The sequence below is a fragment of the Stenotrophomonas sp. SMYL11 genome, assembly GCF_036320005.1.
In the GTDB taxonomy this organism is placed as follows: Bacteria; Pseudomonadota; Gammaproteobacteria; order Xanthomonadales; family Xanthomonadaceae; genus Stenotrophomonas; species Stenotrophomonas maltophilia_A.
In genome coordinates this window covers 149,948-170,016 of the sequence record NZ_JAWIRS010000009.1, presented here as the reverse complement: position 1 = coordinate 170,016, position 20,069 = coordinate 149,948, and the positions used below count along the sequence as shown (strand labels likewise).

Sequence of the window (20,069 nt, the reverse complement as noted above, 5' to 3'; positions counted from 1 at the left end):
TCCACCGTGGACGGTCTGTTCTGGAATATCCAGCTGGCCAACTACTACGCTGCCCTGGAAACCACGGCGGCGGCGGTGGCCGTGCTGATCCTGATCTCCAGCCTCGATGACCTGTTCATCGATGTCTGGTACTGGGTGCGCGAGAGCTGGCGGGCGCTCACCATCAAGCGTCGCGAGGCGTACCGGCCGCTGACCCAGGAAGACCTGCTGCAGCGACCGCAACAGCCGCTGGCGATCATGGTGCCGGCGTGGATGGAGTACGACGTCATCGCGCAGATGGTGGAGAACATGATCAACGTACTCGACTACCGCGAGTACGTCGTGTTCGTCGGCACCTATCCCAATGACCAGCAGACCATCGACGAAGTGGAGCGCATGCGCCGCCGCTACAAGCGCCTGCGCCGCGTGGAAGTGCCGCATGACGGGCCGACCAGCAAGGCCGACTGCCTGAACTGGCTGATCCTGGCCATCTTCGATTACGAGAAACGCCACGACATCGAGTTCGCCGGGGTGATCCTGCACGACAGCGAGGACGTGCTGCACCCGATGGAACTGCGCTTCTACAACTACCTGTTGCCGCGCAAGGACATGATCCAGTTGCCGGTCACCTCGCTGGACCGCGAGTGGTACGAACTGGTGGCCGGCGTCTACATGGACGAGTTCGCCGAATGGCATGCCAAGGATCTGGTGGTGCGTGAAAGTGTTTCCGGCATGGTGCCGTCGGCGGGCGTCGGCACCTGCTTCTCGCGGCGCGCGCTGCTGGCACTGAGCGCGCAGACCGACAACCAGCCCTTCAACACCGACAGCCTCACCGAGGACTACGACGTCGGTGCGCGGCTGGCGGCGATGGGGATGCAGTCGATCTTCGCGCGCTTCCCGGTGCAGTTCCGCGTGCGTCGCCCGTCCTGGTTCGGCTGGGGCCCGGTACGCGAGCGCACCCAGCAGATGGCGCTGTGCGTGCGCGAGTACTTCCCCGACAACTTCCGCGCATCGTACCGGCAGAAGGCACGCTGGGTGCTGGGCATCGGGCTGCAGAGCTGGGAGTCGCTGGGCTGGCGCGGCTCGCTGGCCACCAAGTACCTGCTGGCGCGCGACCGCAAGGGCATCATCACCTCGTTCGTCAGCATCATCGCCTACGTCATCTTCCTGCAGCTGCTGCTGTTCTGGCTGTTGAAGATGACCGGGCTGTGGACGATGCAGTTTCCCAGCGTGTTCCAGGCCGGTACCTGGCAGATGAACGTGGCGCTGCTGACCACGGCGGCGCTGGCCACCCGCGTCGTGCAGCGCTTCTACTTCGTCAACCGGCTGTATGGCTGGGAGCATGCGCTGATGTCGATCCCGCGCATGGTGGTCGGAAACATGATCAATTTCATGGCCACCGCACGCGCGTGGAAGGTGTTCCTGGCCTACCTGCTGTTCGGCAAGCGCATGGTCTGGGACAAGACCATGCACGACTTCCCGGATGCGGCGCAGCTGGTGCAGACCCGCAAGCAGCTCGGTGAGCTGTTGACCACCTGGCAGGCGGTGGAACCCGAACGCCTGCAGCAGGCGCTGGATCAGCAGCAGGCAGGCCGCCAGCAGCCGTTGGGCCGCATCCTGCTCACCCAGGGCTGGCTGGATGATGAAACGCTGGCCGAGGCGATCGCCTTCCAGGGCGACCTGCCACGCGCGGTGATCGACGTGGATTACCTGCGTGCCTGCCAGTTCCCGGTCAGTGCCGATGCCTGCGTGCAATGGCGGATGCTGCCGCTGCCGCCGCGTCAGCAAGGTACCCTGCGGCTGGCCGTCGCCAGCCCATTGCCCGAAGAGGCGTTGGCACTGCTGAAGCAGGAAACCCGCAGCGAGCACGTTGAACAGAGCATCGCCCGCGAAAGCGAAATCAACGCGGGCCTGCGCCTGATCGGCGGCGACCGGCAGTGGCACCTGGACAACGTGCCGCTGCTGGGCGACCTGCTGGTGGAAATGCGCCTGATCGACCACGCGCGCTTCGAGATCGCACTGGACGACTACATGCCGCAGCGCGACGGCCGCATCGGCGATTACCTGGTCAAGCAGGGCATCACCACCGAGGAGGCCGTGGCCCAGGCCATGCAGGAGCAGCGCCGGCGTGCGGCCGCGCTGCAGTCACCGCCTCCCGGAGCCTTGCCGGCATGAAGACCACGCTGCTGTCCACCGTCATTGCCGTGGCGTTGGCCACGGCCAGCGTATCGGTACAGGCCCAGGCCGATGCGCAGCTGCCATTGTCTGGAGCTGCCTACCGTATCGCCGAACAGGCGTTTGCCGCCTATGAGCGTGGTGACTACCGAGCGGCGTACCAGCAGTCCACTGAAGCGATCCGGCTGCGCCCGGACGTGGTGCGGCTGCGCCTGCTGCAGATCTATGCGCTGCAGAAACTCGGGCGTGGTGCAGAAGCGCAGCAGCAGGCGCGGCGTGCGCTGGACGCGGGGATGAAAGATCCGGCCTTGCCGGCGCTGGCGGCTGCCACCGCTGCACGTAGCGCGGCAACCGGAGGCGAAGGTGCGCGCACGACATCCCCATCTCGTCCGGTCGGCAGCGCCGCAGACCGCAGCAGGCAGCAGGCCTACGCGCTGGCCACCGAGGCGTACGCGGCCTATGACGCCGGGCGGATGGGAGAGGCGGCCAGCAAGGCCGAGCAGGCGTTCCGGAAGCAGCCGAAACAGGGCGCATGGGCCCTGCTATGGGTGGCAGCACTGGAGGCACAGCAACAGCCCGAACAGGCCGACGCCGCCATCGGCACCGCGCTGCAGCTGGGTGCACCGAATGCCGAGGCGCTGCGCACGCGGCGCGTGGCACTGGGTCGCCAACGCGCCCTGCTGCAGGCCCAGCAGGCCTATCAATCGCTGTCCGCAGGCGAGGATGCCGCCGCCATTGAGCAGGCACACGCTGCCGTGGAACTGGCCCCCGACGTGGCTTCATACCGGCTGCTGCTGATCACCGCGCAGCTGCAGGGCGATCAGCTGGCCGACGCTGAGCATAGTGCTGATCAGGCATTGCAGGTAGATGCCAACGACCTCAATGCACGGGTCATGCGCGGTTACCTGCGCCAGCGCCAGGGCAGCACGTTACGGGCCAATGAAGATTTCGACGCCGCGCTTGCCACGCCGGGATCAACCGCGCAGCAGCGCAACGTGCGACTGCTGGCGGTAGATGCGGCACTGGCCGCAGGTGATCGGGTACGCGCTGCTGCACTGCTGGCACCGTTGCAGGCGGCGGTACCGCCAGCTGAAGGCGATGCACGGACACGGCAGCTTCTGCAGCAGGGCATCGAGCAACGCAGCCGGGCGATCCGCTCCAGTCGCGAGCTTCCGCGTATGAGCGCGCAGACCTATCCGGTGCCGTTCCAGCACTGCCAGTCGGGCGACACAGGCAATGTCTGCGAGTTGATGCCGGCCGACCTGCAGGGCGACGGCGGTGCAGCACAGCGTGCCTATGCTGCCTACGCGCGCCAGGATTACACCGATGCCATCGGTGAGGCACGGCAGGCCGTGCAACTCGCACCGGACGACGCGAACCTGCAAGGCCTGCTCACCACCACGCTGGCGGCGGGCAACCGTGCCCAGCAGGACGAAGCACTGCAGCGCCTGGATGCGGCGCTGACACAGCGCCCTGACGATGCGGAGGCGCTGATGCAGCGCGGCTACCTCAACCAGAAGGCGCACGAACCTGCGCGCGCACTGGCCGACTTCCGTGCCGCCGAGGCCACCGGCAAGGCACCGAAAAGCGTGGTGCTCGACCAGGCCTACGCCAGCGCAGCCAACGGCGATCATCCACAGGCGGTGTCACTGCTGCGTAGCGCCATCGACCGCGCCGACGTCGGTGAGCTGCCGCTGGATGAGCATCAGCGCTACAACGTGCGCAATGCCATCGCCAACTATTCACGCGAGTGGGGCGTGGTCGCCTCGGCGGGTTTCCGGGGTGCGCGCCAGGCCGCAACCAATGTCGGCGGTGCGGCGATCAGTACGCCCGGCGATTCGGTGTTCAGTACGCTGGAGGCGTTCTGGCGGCCACCAGCGTTCAATGACCAGCATGGCACGCTGGAGCTCTACGCACGCCTGCTCAACACGCTGTACGACGAGGGTGGCACCTACGAGTCGATCCGTGCGGTGGATCCGTGCACCGGCGAATCAACGCCGGATGCGCGTGCACGCGCCGAGCGCCTCAGTCATTCGCGCTCGACCACCGGCTGGCCGTCCACCATCGCCTCGTTCGGCCTGCGCTACGCGTTTGGCCAGACCGGTTTGAGCGCCGGCATCGAGCGCCGCCAGTTCCTGGGCAGTGCCACCCGCCAGGGCGAGGTCTACCCCGCATCGGCAGCGGTGCAGTGCCGCCTGCAGCTGGCCCTGAACCGGCCACTGGAAGCCAGCACGCTGGCGCGCTACCGCTTGGCCAGCGGTTCCGGTGGATGGATGTCCTACCTGACCTACGGCTATTACCACGGCACCGATCTGCGCACCGATGTGAACCAGTGGTGGATGGTCAGTGGCTATGCGCAGGGGGGATATACCTGGGACGACAACGGTGCCACCTTCACCCTCGACGCGCTCGATGCCAACGGCACGCCGGTGCGGCGCCTTGGCGAGGCCAACGGGCGCCTGCATCGCGAACAGTGGTTCGCTGCTGGTGAACTGCGCGCCGGGCGCAGCTTGCGTTTCGGTGCCGGGCAGACGCACTGGGTGGTCACACCCTATGTCGTGGTTGGCGCCGATTGGCTGGACCAGCGCTCGCGCGTGCGCGACATCCGTTACCCGCTGTTCCCGGCGCAGTCGTTCGCGCTCAACGATACGCAGCGCAGCTGGTCACTTGGCGCAGGGCCAGGCGTGGGCGTGCGTTACTGGTTCCGCGAGGACCACTACAACACGCCGCGTTCCTACCTGGACCTGACCGTGCAGTACCGCATCGCCATCGGCGGTGGTGATACGCAGCGTGCCAAGGGCCTGTTCGCCACCGCCATCCTCTACTACTGAGGCAGGCCCCAGCGTCGCCGCAGCGCTGCGGCCTGCGGTGTGTCCTGGGTCAGCCATGGCTCCAATGCATAGACCAGCACGTGCTGTGCGCCGCTGTCGCGTGCCCATGCCAACTGCCGCTGGATGCGTGCGGCATCGGCCGTTTCGCCCTTGAATCCGCTGCCGTCGGCGGGGCCGCCGGGCAGTTCGCGGAACAGTTCAACGATCGTATCGAAACCGATGCCGTTGGCATGGAGATGATCGAGCAGCGGTTGCAGCTGCTGCACGTTGCCGGCGCCGGCCACCCCCACGCCGTCCTGCACCATGGGCCGCACGGCCGCGTGCGCGAGTACCGCCTGCCACAGCGTGACCAGGTTGCCATTGGTCTGCAGGCGGCTGAAGTAACAGGAGATCGCACAGTCACCGCCGCGTGCGCCGGCGGCCTGCACCAGGCCGTGCAACCACTGCGCCAGCCACAGCTGGCGGGCCGGATCGGCCCAGTGATACTGCTCCAGCTCGTAGGGCAGGTACCAGCCCCCGAAGGCCGGCTGCTGCGCCCAGGGCGCCTGTGCCAACCAGCGGCGTGCCTGCACCAGGCTGTCGGCCAGGAAGGCCTGCAGCGTGGCATCGTCGGCGCCGATGGCCTGCCACCAGCGCTGCTGGAAGGGCAGGCCGACGCGGATGCGGATGTCGTTCTCGCTGGCGGCGGTGAACAGCTGCTGCAGGCTGCTGTCCGGCAGCGACCAGTCGCCGTCGCTGCCACCGACGATGCCGGTCCACTGCAGCACCAGCTGCCGGCAGCCCAGCGTCCGTGCAAGCTTCAAGGATCGCTGCCAGTCGGCCAGGTCCCACTGCAGGTGGCTGCGCCACGGCTGCAGGAAGGTGCCATCGACCTGCACCGGCAACGAGCAGCCGGGCAGGGTGGCGAGCGTGCCGGCCAATGGCGCCAGCACTGCCGCACGCAGCAATCGGCGGCGCAACGGCGAAGACGGATCCGCGGGAAGGTCAGGCCGAACCATGCCCGCATCATCCCAGAGCACCGTGCGCAGCAGGTGAACCAGCGCCCGGTAGCGCCGGCCGCTGGCCGAAGCGTGCTCTGGTAGTGCCGGCCGCTGGCCGGCATCACCTACCGCTTATTCCAACGCGTAGCGCAGGGTGAACAGCACCGCCACCAGCCACACCGCCGGATGCACTTCGCGCCAGCGCCCGGTACCGGCCTTCAGTGCGGCATAGGCGATGAAGCCGAACGCCAGGCCATTGGCGATGGAGTAGGTGAACGGCATCGCCAGCGCACACAGTGCGGCCGGCACCGATTCGGTCAGGTCGCTCCAGTCCACTTCCACCAGCTCACGCAGCATCAGCCCGGCCACGAACAGCAACGCCGGTGCGGTGGCATAGCTGGGCACCATCGCCGCCAGCGGCGAGAACAGCAGCGCGGCCAGGAACAGAGCCGATACCACCAGTGCGGTCAGGCCGGTGCGGCCGCCCACCTGCACGCCCGAGGCGCTTTCAGCGAAGGCCGTGGTGCTGCTGGTGCCGAGCATCGAACCGGCCACGATCGCGGTGCTGTCGGCCAGCAGCGCACGGCCGAAGCGCTTCTGCGCGCCCGGCAGCTTCAGCAGGCCGGCACGGCCGACCACGCCATACAGGGTGCCGGTGGCATCGAACACTTCCACCAGCACGAACACCAGCACCACCTGCAGCAGCACCGCGATCGGCGCGCCGCCGTCATGGTGCAGCAGGCCCGGCAGGTCCAGCTGCAGGAAGGTGGGTGCCAGGCTCGGTGGCAGCGAGACCAGGCCCTGGTACTGCACGTCGCCCAGCGCCCAGCCGGCGCCGGTCACCGCCAGGATGCCGATCAGGATCGCGCCACGGATGCGACGCGCTTCCAGCACCGCGATCAGCAGGAAACCGGCCAGCGCCAGCAGCGGCGGCGCCGTGTTCAACGGGCCCAGCGCCACCAGCGTGTCTTCATTGCCGACGATCACGCCGGATTTCTGCAGCGCGATGATCGCCAGGAACAGGCCGATACCGGCCACGATGGCCGAGCGCAGCGATGACGGAATACCCGACACCAGCCACGCACGCACGCCGGTCAGCGACAGCACCAGGAACACCAGGCCGGAGATGAACACCGCACCCAGTGCCTGCTGCCAGGGCAGGCCAGCGGCACCGACCACGGTGAAGGCGAAGAACGCGTTCAGGCCCATGCCCGGTGCCATGCCGACCGGGAAGTTGGCGGCCAGTGCCATCACTGCCGAACCCAGTGCAGCGGCCAGGCAGGTGGCCACGAACACGGCACCGGCGTCCATGCCGGTAGTGCCGAGGATCTCGGGGTTCACGAAGACGATGTAGGACATCGTCAGGAAGGTGGTGACACCGGCCAGCAGCTCGGTGCGCACGGTGGTGCCGTGCTGCTGCAGCTGGAACAGGCGCTCGAACAGGGACATCGCGAAATCTCAAACCGTTGGTGGTGGGTACCGACCGTTGGTCGGTACGCTTCAAAGCGTCACCACCAACGGTGGTGACCTACCGAAAGAGAAAGGCCGCGCGAGCGCGGCCTTTCCTGTTGCCTTACTTCAGCGCCTTGAAGCGCAGGCGCTTCGGCGCGGCGTCGTCGCCCATGCGGCGGCGCTTGTCTTCTTCGTACTCGCGGTAGTTGCCCTGGAAGAACTCCACGTGCGAGTCGCCTTCGAACGCCAGGATGTGGGTCGCGATGCGATCCAGGAACCAGCGATCATGCGAGATGACGAAGGTGTTGCCCGGGAACTCCAGCAGCGCATCTTCCAGCGCACGCAGGGTTTCGATGTCCAGATCGTTGGACGGTTCGTCGAGCAGCAGCACGTTGCCACCCTGCAGCAGGGTCTTGGCCATGTGCAGGCGGCCACGCTCACCACCGGACAGCGAACCGACCATCTTCTGCTGGTCCTGGCCCTTGAAGTTGAAGCGGCCGATGTAGGCGCGCGACTGGATCTCGATGCCGTTGATGTTGAGGATGTCCAGGCCGCCAGCGATTTCCTGGAAGACGTTGTGGTTGCCTTCCAGCGCGTCGCGGCTCTGGTCCACGTAGGACAGCTTCACGGTCGGGCCGACCACGATCTCGCCGGTATCCGGCTTTTCCTGGCCGGTGATCATCTTGAACAGGGTCGACTTACCGGCACCGTTCGGGCCGATGATGCCGACGATGGCGCCGGCCGGCACCAGGAAGCTCAGGTTGTCGAACAGCAGGCGGTCGCCGAACTTCTTGGAGACGTTCTTGAACTCCATCACCGCATTGCCCAGGCGCTCGCCCGGCGGGATGAAGATTTCATTGGTCTCGTTGCGCTTCTGGTAATCGACCGACTGCAGCTCTTCCAGGCGGGCCAGACGGGCCTTGCCCTTGGTGCGGCCGCCCTTGGCGTTCTGGCGCGACCACTCCAGTTCCTTCTGGATCGCCTTCTGGCGAGCCTTTTCCTGGTTGTCTTCCTGCTTCAGGCGCTCATCCTTCTGGGTCAGCCAGTCGGTGTAGTTGCCCTTCCACGGAATGCCGCGGCCGCGGTCCAGTTCCAGGATCCACTCGGCGGCGTTGTCCAGGAAGTAGCGATCGTGGGTAACGGCCACCACGGTGCCGGTGTAGCGCGCCAGGAACTGTTCCAGCCATTCCACCGACTCGGCGTCGAGGTGGTTGGTCGGTTCGTCGAGCAGCAGCATGTCCGGCTTCTGCAGCAGCAGGCGGCACAGCGCCACGCGGCGCTTTTCACCACCGGACAGCTTGCCGACGATGGCATCCCACGGCGGCAGGCGCAGCGCATCGGCGGCCACGTCCAGCTGGTTTTCCAGGGTGTGAGCGTCGCCAGCGGCGAGGATCGCCTCCAGGCGCTCCTGTTCCTTGGCCAGCGCGTCGAAGTCGGCGCCTTCCTCGGCATAGGCGGCGTACACCGCTTCCAGCGCGGCCTGTGCCTGCAGCACTTCGCCCACGCCTTCCTCGACCGCTTCACGCACGGTCTTGGTCGGGTCCAGCTCCGGTTCCTGCGCCAGGTAGCCGACCTTGATGCCCGGCTGCGGACGGGCTTCGCCCTCGAAATCGGTGTCCACGCCGGCCATGATCTTCAGCACAGTGGACTTGCCGGCGCCGTTCAGGCCCAGCAGGCCGATCTTCGCGCCCGGGAAGAAGGACAGCGAGATGTCCTTGATGATCTGCCGCTTGGGCGGGACCACCTTGGACACGCGGTTCATGGTGTAGATGTATTGCGAGGACATGCGGTCTCCGTAGGCGCGGCCCTGCACCCGGTCCGTCACGGGAACATCCCGTTGCGGCAGCGGGCACAGACTGAAATGGAATACCGCCAATTATAGCCGGAACCGGTTCCGGGCCGCGCCCGGGAGGGGGCGCCGGGCTGGCCGCGGCCTGAATACCGCGTCACAGCCCTGCAGCAGGAAGCGTTTCCAGCCGGAAACGGTTCAGATCGGGTGCGCAATATGGGCTCACCACCCACCCAAGCAGAGGTCTGACATGCGCATCAATCGAGTAATGGCCGGCGCCGTGGCCTCTGTGCTGGCGCTGGGCGCCGTGGCCCCGGCCTTCGCCGACAACGATCACCGCCGCGACCACGATCGCCGCGAATGGCGCGAGGACCGCCGCGAATGGCGCCAGGATCGCCGTGACTGGGAGCGCGACCGCCGCGAGGCCCGGCGCGACTACCGCCATGACCGCCGTGAATGGCACCGCGACCATGACCGCTACTACCGCGACCGCTACTACCGCCCGGCACCACCGCGCGTGGTCTATCGCCCTGCGCCGCCGCCGCGTTACGGCAGCTACGGCTGGCGGGTCGGCTCTCCCTATCGCAATTACTACTCCGGCCCGGTCTACGTGGTGAACGACTACCCGCGCTACCACCTGCGTCGCCCGCCGTATGGCCACCACTGGATCCGCGATGACCGCGGCAACATGCTGCTGGTGGCCATCGCCACCGGTGTGATCGCCCAGTACGTGCTCAGCAACCGCTGAGGATCGCGGCCGGGGTCGGATCCCTTTCCAACGGAAAGGGCTCTGACCCCACAACATCAATCGAAACCATACGGGGCCGGATTCCTTCGGGGATGCCGGCCCCGTCCGTTTCGGCCCCGGCAGGCCCGGTGCGGGGCTACAATCGGGGGCTGAGCCCTACCCCTTTTCCCTGCCTGCTGGAGTACCCGATGTTCCCGCGTGACGTCCGCATCGAATCCTACGATCCCGAACTGGCCAAGGCCATCGCCGCTGAAACCCAGCGCCAGGAAGACCACGTCGAGCTGATCGCCAGCGAGAACTACACCAGCCCGGCGGTGATGGAAGCGCAGGGCAGCCAGCTGACCAACAAGTACGCCGAAGGCTACCCGGGCAAGCGCTACTACGGTGGTTGCGAATACGTGGACATCGCCGAGCAGCTGGCGATCGATCGCCTGAAGCAGCTGTTCGGCGCCGACTACGCCAACGTGCAGCCGCACAGCGGCTCGCAGGCCAACCAGGCCGTGTACTTCGCTCTGCTGCAGCCGGGTGACACCATCCTCGGCATGAGCCTGGCCCACGGCGGCCACCTCACCCACGGTGCCAAGGTCAATGCCTCGGGCAAGCTGTTCAACGCCGTGCAGTACGGTGTGAACGACCAGGGCCTGATCGATTACGACGAAGTCGAGCGCCTGGCCCTGGAGCACAAGCCGAAGATGGTCGTGGCCGGCTTCTCGGCCTACTCGCAGGTGATCGACTGGGCGCGCTTCCGCGCCATCGCCGACAAGGTCGGTGCCTACCTGTTCGTGGACATGGCCCACGTTGCCGGCCTGGTTGCCGCTGGCGTCTACCCGAGCCCGCTGGAACACGCGCACGTGGTCACTTCCACCACCCACAAGACCCTGCGCGGTCCGCGCGGCGGCATCATCGTCGCCAAGGGCGCCGACGAAGACCTGGTCAAGAAGCTGCAGTCGATCGTGTTCCCGGGCATCCAGGGCGGTCCGCTGATGCACGTCATCGCCGGCAAGGCCGTGGCCTTCAAGGAAGCGCTGGAACCGGGCTTCAAGGCCTACCAACAGCAGGTGGTGAAGAACGCCCAGGCGATGGCCAACACGCTGATCGAACGTGGCTACAAGATCGTCTCCGGTGGCACCCAGAACCACCTGATGCTGGTCGATATGATCGGCAAGGACGTGTCCGGCAAGGACGCGGAAGCCGCGCTGGGCAAGGCCCACATCACCGTCAACAAGAACTCGGTGCCGAACGACCCGCGTTCGCCGTTCGTGACCTCGGGCCTGCGCCTGGGCACCCCGGCGGTGACCACCCGTGGTTACGTCGAACAGGATTGCGTGGACCTGGCCAACTGGATCGCCGACGTGCTCGACGCACCGAATGATGACGCCGTCATCGCCCGCGTGCGCGACGCCGTCAGCGCGCAGTGCCGCAAGTACCCGGTCTACGGCTGATCGCAGCAGGGGTCGGATCCCTTCCTGCCGGGAAGGGCTCCGACACCGGTATGGGAGTAACCGCGCATGGATGAGCGCCACCTCAAGTACCTCTACGCCGCGCTGGCGGTGCTGTTCGGCCTGCCCAGCCTGGCGATGGGCGGCGCGGCGGCGACGATGCTGCTGCTGATGGGGCTGGGCCAGTTTGGTCATGGCACGCTGGCCTCGGTAACGGTGATGCCGCTGTGGGGCCTGGCCGGCATTGCCGGCTGCCTGGCCTGGTTGTGGCTGAGCGCGGGTTTTCTGTTGCAGGGGCGTGCCGGGCTGCACGTGCACCGCCTCTGGTGGTTGATGCTGCTGGCGGGCGGTCTCGCCGCCTTGCCCCCGCTGGGGCTGGCGCTGTGGTGGGGCATCGCCGTGCACGGCGAAGGCCTCGGCTTGTTGCTGCTGGGCCCGTCGATGCTGGTGCCGGCTGCGATGCTGGTGTGGATCAAACGCCGCGGATGATGCGGCCCAGGGAAGGAAACCGAACGCATGGATGAGCGTCTGCACAAACGCTGGATGGCCATTGCCGGCCTGTTGGTGGGCCTGCCAACGGTGGCCGCCGGAGGCACGGGTGCCGTGCTGGGTCTGATGGTCGTATGGGATGGCAAGTACCTGACCGGTGACGAGTACAGGATCCTGCTGCTGTGGTCGTCGGCCGGGATCATCGGCTTGCTGTCGTGGTTGTGGCTGAGCGGCCTGTTCCTGTGGCGCGGTGTCAGCGGCCTGCGCCAATCGCCGGTTGTCGCTTGGGTCGGCCTGGCGCTGGGGGCCCTGGCCGCGCTGGGCGTGGTTGTCGCCACGCTGTACTTCACCTTCAAGCACGGGGAGATCTCGACCCTGGCCTTCCTCGGGTTCGGCCCGCCGTTGCTGGTGATGGCAGGGCATCTGGCGTGGCTGCGTTGGGCGCGCGCGGCCTCGGCGCCGCCGGCACCCGGTTGAACGCGCAGCGCTGACCGCGCTGGCGGCTCTGTTCGGCCGAAATGCAGGCACTTCCGCGCAGACAGCATTTGCTGCGGGGCCCTTTCTCAGGTACCTTTGCGACGCTGCCATGACCGTGGCAATAGGTACTTTCCTGAGCCAGGCGTTCCATGCACTGCCCCTTCTGCCAACATGCCGATACCCGGGTCATCGACTCGCGCGTCTCCGAAGACGGCGCGACGATCCGTCGTCGGCGTGAATGCGAAGCCTGCGGCGAGCGCTTCAGCACCATGGAGACGGTGGAGCTGAAGCTGCCGGCCATCGTCAAGAGCGATGGCACCCGCGAGGCGTTCGACCAGCGCAAGGTGCGTGCTGGCTTTGATCGCGCGCTGCAGAAGCGTGCCGTGGCCGAAGACAAGATCGAAGCGGCGGTACGCGCCGTGGTCCATCAGCTGCGCATCAGCGGCGAGCGCGAAGTGCCGTCGATCAAGGTCGGCGAGTTCGTCATGAACGAACTGCGCAAGCTCGACCATGTCGGCTATGTGCGCTTCGCTTCGGTCTACCGCAGCTTCGAGGACGTGGCCGATTTCCGCGAAGAGATCGAGAAGCTCGAGCGCGACCTTCCGTCCAGTACCGAACAGCTGCAGCTGCTGGGCGATGTGATCGCCCTGACCAAGAAGAAGAAGGGCTGACCGCCCCGGTAGATGCCAACCTTGGTTGGCGCCGATGGCACATCCACTGGTGGGTGCCAACTGTTGGTTGGCACAGTGGCGCCCATCCACGCATGGCGTGGATCTACACCGCCACCAACGGCGCTACCATGGCCGCATGACCACTTCGTTCTCCGTCCTCGACCACCTGCACATGGCCAGCGCGCTGCGCCTGGCCGAGCGTGCCGCCTACACCACCCGTCCCAACCCGATGGTCGGCTGCGTGATCGCCCACGGCGAACGTGTGGTCGGGCAGGGCTGGCACCAGCGCGCCGGTGGACCGCACGCCGAAGTGTTCGCGCTGCGCGAGGCCGGCAGCGAGGCCCGCGGTGCCACCGCCTATGTCACGCTCGAACCCTGCGCACACTACGGTCGTACGCCGCCGTGTGCGCTGGCCCTGATAGAAGCGGGCGTATCGCGCGTAGTCGCGGCGATGCGCGATCCGTTCCCGAAGGTCGATGGCGGTGGCTTCGATCTGCTGCGCAATGCCGGCATCGAGGTCGCCGAAGGACTGATGGCGGCGCAGGCGCGTGAGCTCAACAAGGGCTTCCTGTCGCGCGTGGAGCGCAACCGACCGTGGTTGCGGGTGAAGCTGGCAGCCAGCCTCGATGGTCGCACCGCGATGGCCGATGGCAGTTCCAAGTGGATCACCGCCCCGGCCGCGCGCGAAGACGTGCAGCACTGGCGCGCGCGCGCAGGTGCGATCCTGACCGGCGCCGACACGGTGCTGGCCGACGACCCGATGCTGACCGTGCGTCTGGCCGATACCGAGGTGATGCCGCCACTGCGCGTGGTGCTCGATTCGCGCCTGCGTTCGCTCGAATGCAGTCGTGTGCGCGAGGGTGGGGCACCTACGTTGTACCTGCATGATGCGGCAGTGAGTGCACCGGACGCGGCCGACGCCGAATTCGCCAGCGTGCCCTGCGTTGATGGGCGGTTGGATCTTGGCGCGGTGCTGGCACTGCTGGTCGAACGCGGCATCAACGAGGTGCATACCGAAGCCGGTGCGACGCTGGCTGGCGCGCTGCTGCGTGGCGGCTGGGTGGACGAACTGCTGCTGTACCAGGCGCCCACGTTGCTGGGTGACAGTGGCCGCCCGTTGCTGGCCGGTCTCGGCATCGATGCCATGGACCAGCAGCGCCGCCTGCGCGTGGTCGACCAGCGGCAAGTGGGGGATGACCTTCGGTTGCTGCTGCGCGCGTAAGGCTCTGGTAGATGCCGACCTTGGTCGGCGCAGTGGCCCTTACTTCGCATCCCGCTCCATATCAGCAAAGGGATCCACCCGTTCCGCCGGTCGTACCGAGTACAGAACGGGTGTCAGGGATCTCATGTTGTAGGCGTCAGGGAAGTAGCCGGTATCAGGATCTCCGGTCAGCATCGTCTCGCCCGTCAGCGTGCGCTGTTTACCGCGTTTGAGCATTGCCGCCCATGTGCGGAAAGCATACTTCGTGCTTTTGCGCATCTTTCTCAGAATGGCCGCATCCGTAACCTCACCGCTCTCAGTATTGAAAGCCGGTACCTGGCAGCTGAACTGCACGACGATCTCTGTGGCCTTCTTCTTGTCCAACACATACTGCGAAGCCGCTCGTGTCCCTGTTGCTCTGCATTGAGTGCGGGCGTAAGCATCGGTCATCAGAGTGCCGTACCCATTGGCGGATTTGGCAGAGAAGATCTTGTACTGAATCAGTCCGTCTACCATTTCCTTGACCAACGCCGGAGCGAGCTGATGTAGATTCGTAACCGATTCTGCTTCGTAGTGGTTGATTCCCACCATGGAGCGATGCAGCTTTTCATTCGCATCGACGTCACTCTCCAGAACCGCCTTGGCGAAAAGATCGAATGCTTGCTCGGGGCTCATCTCCGGATTGGCCGATGCATGTCCGGAAAGCGCGAAGCAAAGAACGAGGGAAAGGCTTGGTGTTCGCATGATCGTCCTGACGGCAGGAATAGCGACGTACGTGGCTATCGCGCTGGTCAGACTTCGTTGCCTCCTAACTGCGGACCGGATGCTCTTCATGGTTGGACTTGCGCCCTGTCGTGCCCGGCCAGCATCAGCATTGGCATCGTGGACTGGATCAGTGGAGTAAGCAGTGCTTGAACATCCGCGAAGAAGTAATTGCCGTCTGTATCGGCAGTAAGAACGACGGTATCGGTAATCGTGCGTCGGGGAAGGATAGGGACTGTAGTCGTGATCAAGCGATAGGCGAACCATGCATCCGCCTTCATTCTGCTGATGACTTCGTCGGTCAGCGCAGGCGTCGCCGCACCCCAGTCCGGAATCTGGCAGCTGAAGGACAGCTCCATCTCCTGGGGGGCCGGCTTGCTGTGGTCTATCGGAACGGCTGAGGTCGCGCGGCAGTGGCTGCGAAGATAGGTCGATCTGAGCACCTCGCCAAGCTGTTCGGCGAATTCGGCCGGCACATCGTCTTCGATCTCGCCCTTCGCCAGCGCGTCGACCATCTCCGGCACGAGGCGCGCAGCCTTGATCGCAATTGGGGCGTCGCTATGCCTCGCGGCGCGCATGGCGTGGGAGAGCGTTTCACCTGCCTGGGCATCACTTTCCAGCAGTGCCCGGGCGAACAGGTCAAATGCTTGCTCTGGAGTGAGCTTCCCGGACGGCGATGCATGCGTAGCAATGGGAAGGCAGAGCAGAAGAAGCAGGCAGAATCGTCGCAATGGTGCTTTCCGTTGGAAGGATCGCCAGCCTCGCGTCAAACCCTCTCGAACTCCATGCAACTATTATGAAAAGAACCGCCTGCTGCTGGCTGGGCCCGGTATCGATGCCATGGACCAGCAGCGCCGCCTGCGTGTGGTTGACCAGCGGCAATTGCGGGAAGACCTTCGACTGCTGCTGCGCGCGTAAGGCAATGCGGTAACGCCGGGCCATGCCCGGTGCCTGTCATTCGGTGGAGCCGCCGGGCATGGCCCGGCGCTACCGATTACGCGCTTACGCGCATTCGTCGGTCCACATCATCTCGGCGATCGGGCGCAGTGCCTTGCACTCCTGCGTCATCTCATCGGCCGACTGCACCTGCGCCTTGGCCTTCAGTTCCTCGGCCATGGCGTCCACGCCGCTGATCTGGTCGGGTGCGATCTTCGCCACGCAGGCACGATGCTGCTGCAGCAGCAGGTCGCAGCCCGGTACGCCGGTCACCTTCGGCGCGTTGGCCGCCTGCGCGTCCTGCATCCAGTCCTCGAACGGTGCCAGCGCGCCGGTCACGGTGCCCACCAGGTCATCGAAATTACCGCTGTACCAGTAGCCGTTGTCCTTGGCCGGGTACAGGGTGAAGGTGCCGCTGACCGGCACGCGCGCGCCGCTCTGCAGCGCCTGGGTGTAGGCGTCGGTGAACTGTTTGCGCGAGGCCGGGCTGGCATCGTCGGCCAGGCTGGCGGCGAACAGCGGGCGCACCCTGCCCAGGTCGGGCAGCTGGCAGCTGTAGGTGATCCGCGCCAGCTTCTGGTCTTCAACGTACTCGTTGTCTTCGATCACGCTCTTGGTGGCGCGGCACTTCGAATCACGCAGCGCCTTGGCATACAGGGTCTCGGTGGCGGCGGTGTCGACCTTGGCGCCGGTGCTGGCGAGCACCGTCTGCCAGGGTTCGGCCAGCGCCTTGGCCAGCGCACCTGGGGTCGGTGTCACCGCGTCCTGGCCCTCGAACGCCGGCTTCAGTGCGTCGTTGAGCGAGCGCGTGGCGGCAGCGTCGTCCTCCAGCAGGGTGCGTGCATACAGATCGAATGCCTGTTCGGGCGACAGCGTGGCCGGGGCGGCCGGGGCGGCCAGCGGGGCGCACAGCAGGGCGCTGGCCAGCAGGGTGCGGATGGGGGTCTTCATGACGGTGTTTCCTGTTCCAGAGGCGCGCAAGCCTAGCGCATCTGCGAGGACTTTCGATGGCGCGATGGGGCCACGTGGTGGTGTTCAGCGGCCAAAAAAACGGGCCCCTTGCGGGGCCCGTTCGATCGCACGACGAGGAGCGATCGTTGGATCAGAAGCTGGCGCGGACGCCGGCCGAGTACTGGGTGACGTCGCGGTAACCGGAGATCTCGCCCACCAGGCCCCAGGTCTTGGTGAAGTTGATCTGGCCACCGATGGTGCCGACCCAGGTGCCCTTGTAGTTGTTGCCGCCGTCCATGTAACCGGCCTTGGCCCAGGCTTCGGTCATGCGCGACGGCTTGCCGCGGATGCCCATGGTGGCGCGGGCCAGGTTGGTGTGGTCCTTGTAGCGGTCGCTGTAGCCGTCGTAACGATCGGTCAGTTCAGCGTTCTGACGCACCCAGGCAATGTCGGCGGTGAAGTCGACGCGGTCGGTCCACGGCATGTGGTAGCCGATGCCCAGCTCCGGCTGATTCAGTTCAACCTTCAGCGAACCGTCGCTGTAGTGATAGGTCTTGCTGGTACGCGACCAGCCACCGAACACGTAGACCTGCTCGGCCACGGCCACAGAGCCACGCAGGTAACCACCGTCGACCTTCGGGTCGTCCAGTGCGTTGTCGTCAACCTTGACCTGCGTCCAGCCGCCTTCGACGTAGGTGTAGCTCAGGGCGTCAGCCGAAGCCGTGAACGGAGCGGCGGCCAGCAGAGCGGCCACGATCAGGATCTTGCGCATGGGAATTCCTGTGAATTTCAGTCCATTGGCGGGCCTGCCCAGCGGGCGGCCCGTGGCGACCTCATGTCGTCCGGTGCGCATATTAATGAAATTTTTACAGATTGCGAGGTGCCCATATTAAGCAAATTTGTCCCGAGGGCGCGCGACGGCCGTCACAGCCTGCGGCAGACTTGGCCGGGGTCGGATCCCTTTCCTGCGGAAAGGGATCCGACCCCGTTCAGCAGGGGCTGGTACACTACGCCGGCCGGTTCGCCGGTACACAAACGTCTTCAGGGCGGGGTGCGATTCCCCACCGGCGGTAGGTGCGCAAGCACGAGCCCGCGAGCGCCCCGGCCCACGGCCGGGGGTCAGCAGATCCGGTCCGATGCCGGAGCCGACGGTATAGTCCGGATGAAAGAAGACGGTGCCACAGGGCCTTTGCAGCCCTGCGCCCGCCTGTTTGCCTTGCGGCGTTTTTCGCTCACTTTTCGCGGAGAACGTTACTTGTTTACTGGAATCATCGAAGGCGTCGGCCGTCTGGCCGCACGCGAATCCATCGGCGGCGATGTCCGCTTCACCTTCAATGTCGGGAATCTGCCGTTCGACAACGTGCAGATGGGCGAGAGTATTGCCATCAACGGCGTCTGCCTCACCGTCATCGCATTCGACGCCAGCAGCTTCCAGGCCGATGCCTCCACCGAGACCCTGGGCCTGACCACGCTGGGCCAGCTGTCCGAAGGTGCGGTCATCAACCTCGAGCGTGCCATGCGCCCGACCGACCGCCTTGGCGGCCATCTGGTCAGCGGCCACGTCGACGGCCTCGGCCAGGTCCTGTCCATCCATGAAGATGCGCGTGCCCAGCGCTGGCGTTTCGCCGCGCCGGCCGCCCTGCGCCGCTACATCGCCAAGAAGGGCTCGATCTGCGTGGACGGCGTCAGCCTCACCGTCAACGAAGTGGACGAGGAAGGCTTTGAAGTGGCGCTGATCCCGCACACCGTGGCCAACACTGCCTTCTCCGCCGCGGGCGTGGGCAGTGCGGTCAATCTTGAAATCGACCTGGTCGCCCGATATGTCGAGCGGTTGATCAGCGTGCCGACCAACGGTCGGCACCCACTGGGAGATGCTGCGCCGGCCAACGGTCAGCACCCGCATGGAGATGCAGCATGAATTTCGCCCCGATTCCGGAGATCCTGGAAGACATCCGCCTGGGCCGCATGGTCGTCATCGTCGATGACGAAGACCGCGAGAACGAAGGCGACCTGATCATGGCCGCCGAGCTGGTCAAGGCCAGCGACATCAACTTCATGGTCACCCATGGCCGCGGTCTGGTGTGCCTGCCGCTGAACCGCACCCGCGCCGCCGATCTTGGCCTGGCGCCGATGGTGCAGGCCAATACCGCGCAGTTCCAGACCAATTTCACGGTCAGCATCGAGGCCGCCGAGGGTGTCACCACCGGTATCTCGGCGCATGACCGCGCGCACACCATCCGCACCGCGGTGAAGCCCAACGCCAAGCCGTCGGACCTGCACCAGCCGGGCCACATCTTCCCGCTGATCGCCCAGCCGGGCGGCGTGCTGACCCGCGCCGGCCACACCGAGGCCGCCGTGGACATGGCCATGCTGGCGGGTCTGGAGCCGGCCGGCGTGCTGGTGGAGATCCTGAACCCGGATGGCAGCATGGCGCGCCGCCCGGAGCTGGAAGTGTTCGCGCGCGAGCACGGCCTGAAGATGGGCTCCATCGCCGACCTGATCGCCTACCGCCTGGCTACCGAAAAGACCGTCGAGCGCGTGGACGAGCGTGACATCGACACCGAATTCGGCCCGTTCAAGCTGCTCACCTACCGCGACCGCATCGCCCACGACCTGCATTTCGCCCTGGTCCGTGGCACGCCGGATGCGGACACCCCGACCCTGGTGCGCGTTCAGGTGGAAAACCCGCTGGCCGACCTGCTGCACTGGCGCCGTGACGACTTCGGCGTGGCCGCCACCGATGCCCTGCGTGCCATCGATGCCGAAGGCGCCGGCGTGATGGTGGTGCTGCAGGCCCCCCGCGACGGCGAGGCCCTGCTGGCCCGCCTGCGCCAGCAGCCGGCGCCGGTGGTACCGGGCAAGGACAAGGACGTGAGCCAGTGGCGCCGCAATGGTGCTGGCGCACAGATCCTGTCCGACCTGGGCCTGGGCAAGCTGCGCGTACTGGGCACCCCGCGCCGCCAGATCGGCCTGGCCGGCTACGGCCTGGAAGTGGTGGAGACGGTGACCCTGTAAGGGGTAGTGCCGGCCGTTGGCCGGCAACCGCAGTCCCCGTGATTGCCGGCCAGCGGCCGGCACTACCGGTGGGTGGCGACCCCGTGCCACCGGAGGGTGCCGACCGGTGGTCGGCACGCCCCGGGGCCCCCTCGGCCCCGGCCCGGGGCCCTCCCCGCGGGCATTACCCCCAGA

17 protein-coding genes, 1 pseudogene and 1 riboswitch are annotated in these 20,069 nt (G+C 66.3%); of the genes and pseudogenes, 11 read left to right on the top strand and 7 right to left on the bottom strand.

The features are described from left to right. The first annotated feature begins 6 nt into the window (after nucleotides 1–6). Nucleotides 7–2,154: a glycosyl transferase family protein gene (locus tag V3B46_RS14045; RefSeq protein WP_329892193.1), complete on the top strand. Its 2,148-nt coding sequence runs from the start codon at nucleotides 7–9 to the stop codon at nucleotides 2,152–2,154. Further along, entirely contained in the window at nucleotides 2,151–4,985 is a 2,835-nt protein-coding gene (locus V3B46_RS14040) for an NfrA family protein (RefSeq protein ID WP_329892192.1), read from the top strand. The genes V3B46_RS14045 and V3B46_RS14040 overlap by 4 nt, the downstream gene beginning before the upstream one ends. Here the strand turns inward: V3B46_RS14040 and V3B46_RS14035 are convergent. The 3 genes from V3B46_RS14035 to ettA all read right to left on the bottom strand — a co-directional run bounded on the left by V3B46_RS14035 (nucleotide 4,979) and on the right by ettA (nucleotide 9,203). Continuing rightward, nucleotides 4,979–5,944 carry a DUF4434 domain-containing protein gene (locus V3B46_RS14035; protein ID WP_329892191.1) on the bottom strand — a complete coding sequence of 322 codons (966 nt, stop codon included), beginning with the start codon at nucleotides 5,942–5,944 and terminating at the stop codon, nucleotides 4,979–4,981. The genes V3B46_RS14040 and V3B46_RS14035 overlap by 7 nt on opposite strands. A 153-nt stretch (nucleotides 5,945–6,097) precedes the next feature. Further along, nucleotides 6,098–7,414 (bottom strand): NCS2 family permease, encoded by a 1,317-nt coding sequence (locus V3B46_RS14030; RefSeq protein ID WP_005408048.1) that lies wholly within the window; start codon nucleotides 7,412–7,414, stop codon nucleotides 6,098–6,100. Nucleotides 7,415–7,538: 124 nt separating this feature from the next. After that, a complete protein-coding gene (gene ettA, locus V3B46_RS14025) occupies nucleotides 7,539–9,203 on the bottom strand; it encodes an energy-dependent translational throttle protein EttA (protein ID WP_005408049.1) in 1,665 nt (554 codons plus the stop codon). A 253-nt stretch (nucleotides 9,204–9,456) separates the two neighbouring features. On the opposite strand from ettA, the gene V3B46_RS14020 reads away from it, so the two are divergent. From V3B46_RS14020 to ribD, 6 genes are all read left to right on the top strand, one after another. Then, nucleotides 9,457–9,954 (top strand): RcnB family protein, encoded by a 498-nt coding sequence (locus tag V3B46_RS14020; protein ID WP_106467043.1) that lies wholly within the window; start codon nucleotides 9,457–9,459, stop codon nucleotides 9,952–9,954. Nucleotides 9,955–10,142: 188 nt separating this feature from the next. Then, complete coding sequence (gene glyA, locus V3B46_RS14015; protein ID WP_005408051.1) at nucleotides 10,143–11,396, top strand: serine hydroxymethyltransferase; 1,254 nt, start codon at nucleotides 10,143–10,145, stop codon at nucleotides 11,394–11,396. A gap of 66 nt (nucleotides 11,397–11,462) precedes the next feature. Beyond that, nucleotides 11,463–11,882, top strand: coding sequence for a hypothetical protein (locus V3B46_RS14010; RefSeq protein WP_329892190.1), 420 nt, complete (start codon nucleotides 11,463–11,465; stop codon nucleotides 11,880–11,882). A 27-nt stretch (nucleotides 11,883–11,909) separates the two neighbouring features. Beyond that, complete coding sequence (locus tag V3B46_RS14005; protein WP_329892189.1) at nucleotides 11,910–12,359, top strand: hypothetical protein; 450 nt, start codon at nucleotides 11,910–11,912, stop codon at nucleotides 12,357–12,359. 149 nt (nucleotides 12,360–12,508) lie between these two features. Continuing rightward, nucleotides 12,509–13,030 carry a transcriptional regulator NrdR gene (gene nrdR, locus V3B46_RS14000; protein WP_004143350.1) on the top strand — a complete coding sequence of 174 codons (522 nt, stop codon included), beginning with the start codon at nucleotides 12,509–12,511 and terminating at the stop codon, nucleotides 13,028–13,030. A gap of 136 nt (nucleotides 13,031–13,166) precedes the next feature. Then, on the top strand, nucleotides 13,167–14,252 hold the full coding sequence (gene ribD / locus V3B46_RS13995; RefSeq protein WP_329892188.1) for a bifunctional diaminohydroxyphosphoribosylaminopyrimidine deaminase/5-amino-6-(5-phosphoribosylamino)uracil reductase RibD: 1,086 nt from the start codon (nucleotides 13,167–13,169) through the stop codon (nucleotides 14,250–14,252). Nucleotides 14,253–14,291: 39 nt separating this feature from the next. On the opposite strand, the gene V3B46_RS13990 is transcribed toward ribD, so the two are convergent. Both V3B46_RS13990 and V3B46_RS13985 read right to left on the bottom strand, forming a co-directional pair. Beyond that, nucleotides 14,292–14,975, bottom strand: coding sequence for a hypothetical protein (locus V3B46_RS13990; RefSeq protein WP_329892187.1), 684 nt, complete (start codon nucleotides 14,973–14,975; stop codon nucleotides 14,292–14,294). An 86-nt stretch (nucleotides 14,976–15,061) separates the two neighbouring features. Then, nucleotides 15,062–15,724 (bottom strand): hypothetical protein, encoded by a 663-nt coding sequence (locus tag V3B46_RS13985; protein WP_329892206.1) that lies wholly within the window; start codon nucleotides 15,722–15,724, stop codon nucleotides 15,062–15,064. A 67-nt stretch (nucleotides 15,725–15,791) separates the two neighbouring features. Between V3B46_RS13985 and V3B46_RS21730 the strand changes: the two are divergent. Beyond that, nucleotides 15,792–15,911 (top strand): annotated as a pseudogene (locus tag V3B46_RS21730) (bifunctional diaminohydroxyphosphoribosylaminopyrimidine deaminase/5-amino-6-(5-phosphoribosylamino)uracil reductase RibD); the annotation flags it as partial. Between the two features lie 84 nt (nucleotides 15,912–15,995). On the opposite strand, the gene V3B46_RS13980 reads toward V3B46_RS21730, so the two are convergent. Together V3B46_RS13980 and V3B46_RS13975 are read right to left on the bottom strand one after the other, a co-directional pair. Then, nucleotides 15,996–16,880, bottom strand: coding sequence for a hypothetical protein (locus V3B46_RS13980; RefSeq protein WP_329892186.1), 885 nt, complete (start codon nucleotides 16,878–16,880; stop codon nucleotides 15,996–15,998). Nucleotides 16,881–17,031: 151 nt separating this feature from the next. After that, entirely contained in the window at nucleotides 17,032–17,652 is a 621-nt protein-coding gene (locus V3B46_RS13975) for a hypothetical protein (RefSeq protein WP_100434035.1), read from the bottom strand. Nucleotides 17,653–17,913: 261 nt separating this feature from the next. Further along, a riboswitch (FMN riboswitch) is annotated at nucleotides 17,914–18,058 on the top strand. 77 nt (nucleotides 18,059–18,135) lie between these two features. On the opposite strand from V3B46_RS13975, the gene V3B46_RS13970 reads away from it, so the two are divergent. Both V3B46_RS13970 and ribB read left to right on the top strand, forming a co-directional pair. After that, on the top strand, nucleotides 18,136–18,798 hold the full coding sequence (locus tag V3B46_RS13970) for a riboflavin synthase (RefSeq protein ID WP_329892185.1): 663 nt from the start codon (nucleotides 18,136–18,138) through the stop codon (nucleotides 18,796–18,798). After that, nucleotides 18,795–19,895: a 3,4-dihydroxy-2-butanone-4-phosphate synthase gene (gene ribB / locus V3B46_RS13965; RefSeq protein WP_329892184.1), complete on the top strand. Its 1,101-nt coding sequence runs from the start codon at nucleotides 18,795–18,797 to the stop codon at nucleotides 19,893–19,895. Before V3B46_RS13970 ends, ribB begins: the two co-directional genes overlap by 4 nt. Nucleotides 19,896–20,069 lie beyond the last annotated feature (174 nt).

Coding starts and splice junctions, on each gene's coding strand:
- V3B46_RS14040 (WP_329892192.1), top strand. CDS start 2,151: ATGAAGACCACGCTGCTGTCCACCGTCATTGCCGTGGCGTTGGCCACG.
- V3B46_RS13980 (WP_329892186.1), bottom strand. CDS start 16,880: ATGAAGACCCCCATCCGCACCCTGCTGGCCAGCGCCCTGCTGTGCGCC.
- V3B46_RS14010 (WP_329892190.1), top strand. CDS start 11,463: ATGGATGAGCGCCACCTCAAGTACCTCTACGCCGCGCTGGCGGTGCTG.
- nrdR (WP_004143350.1), top strand. CDS start 12,509: ATGCACTGCCCCTTCTGCCAACATGCCGATACCCGGGTCATCGACTCG.
- ettA (WP_005408049.1), bottom strand. CDS start 9,203: ATGTCCTCGCAATACATCTACACCATGAACCGCGTGTCCAAGGTGGTC.
- V3B46_RS13975 (WP_100434035.1), bottom strand. CDS start 17,652: ATGCGCAAGATCCTGATCGTGGCCGCTCTGCTGGCCGCCGCTCCGTTC.
- V3B46_RS14005 (WP_329892189.1), top strand. CDS start 11,910: ATGGATGAGCGTCTGCACAAACGCTGGATGGCCATTGCCGGCCTGTTG.
- ribB (WP_329892184.1), top strand. CDS start 18,795: ATGAATTTCGCCCCGATTCCGGAGATCCTGGAAGACATCCGCCTGGGC.
- ribD (WP_329892188.1), top strand. CDS start 13,167: ATGACCACTTCGTTCTCCGTCCTCGACCACCTGCACATGGCCAGCGCG.
- glyA (WP_005408051.1), top strand. CDS start 10,143: ATGTTCCCGCGTGACGTCCGCATCGAATCCTACGATCCCGAACTGGCC.
- V3B46_RS14020 (WP_106467043.1), top strand. CDS start 9,457: ATGCGCATCAATCGAGTAATGGCCGGCGCCGTGGCCTCTGTGCTGGCG.
- V3B46_RS13990 (WP_329892187.1), bottom strand. CDS start 14,975: ATGCGAACACCAAGCCTTTCCCTCGTTCTTTGCTTCGCGCTTTCCGGA.
- V3B46_RS14030 (WP_005408048.1), bottom strand. CDS start 7,414: ATGTCCCTGTTCGAGCGCCTGTTCCAGCTGCAGCAGCACGGCACCACC.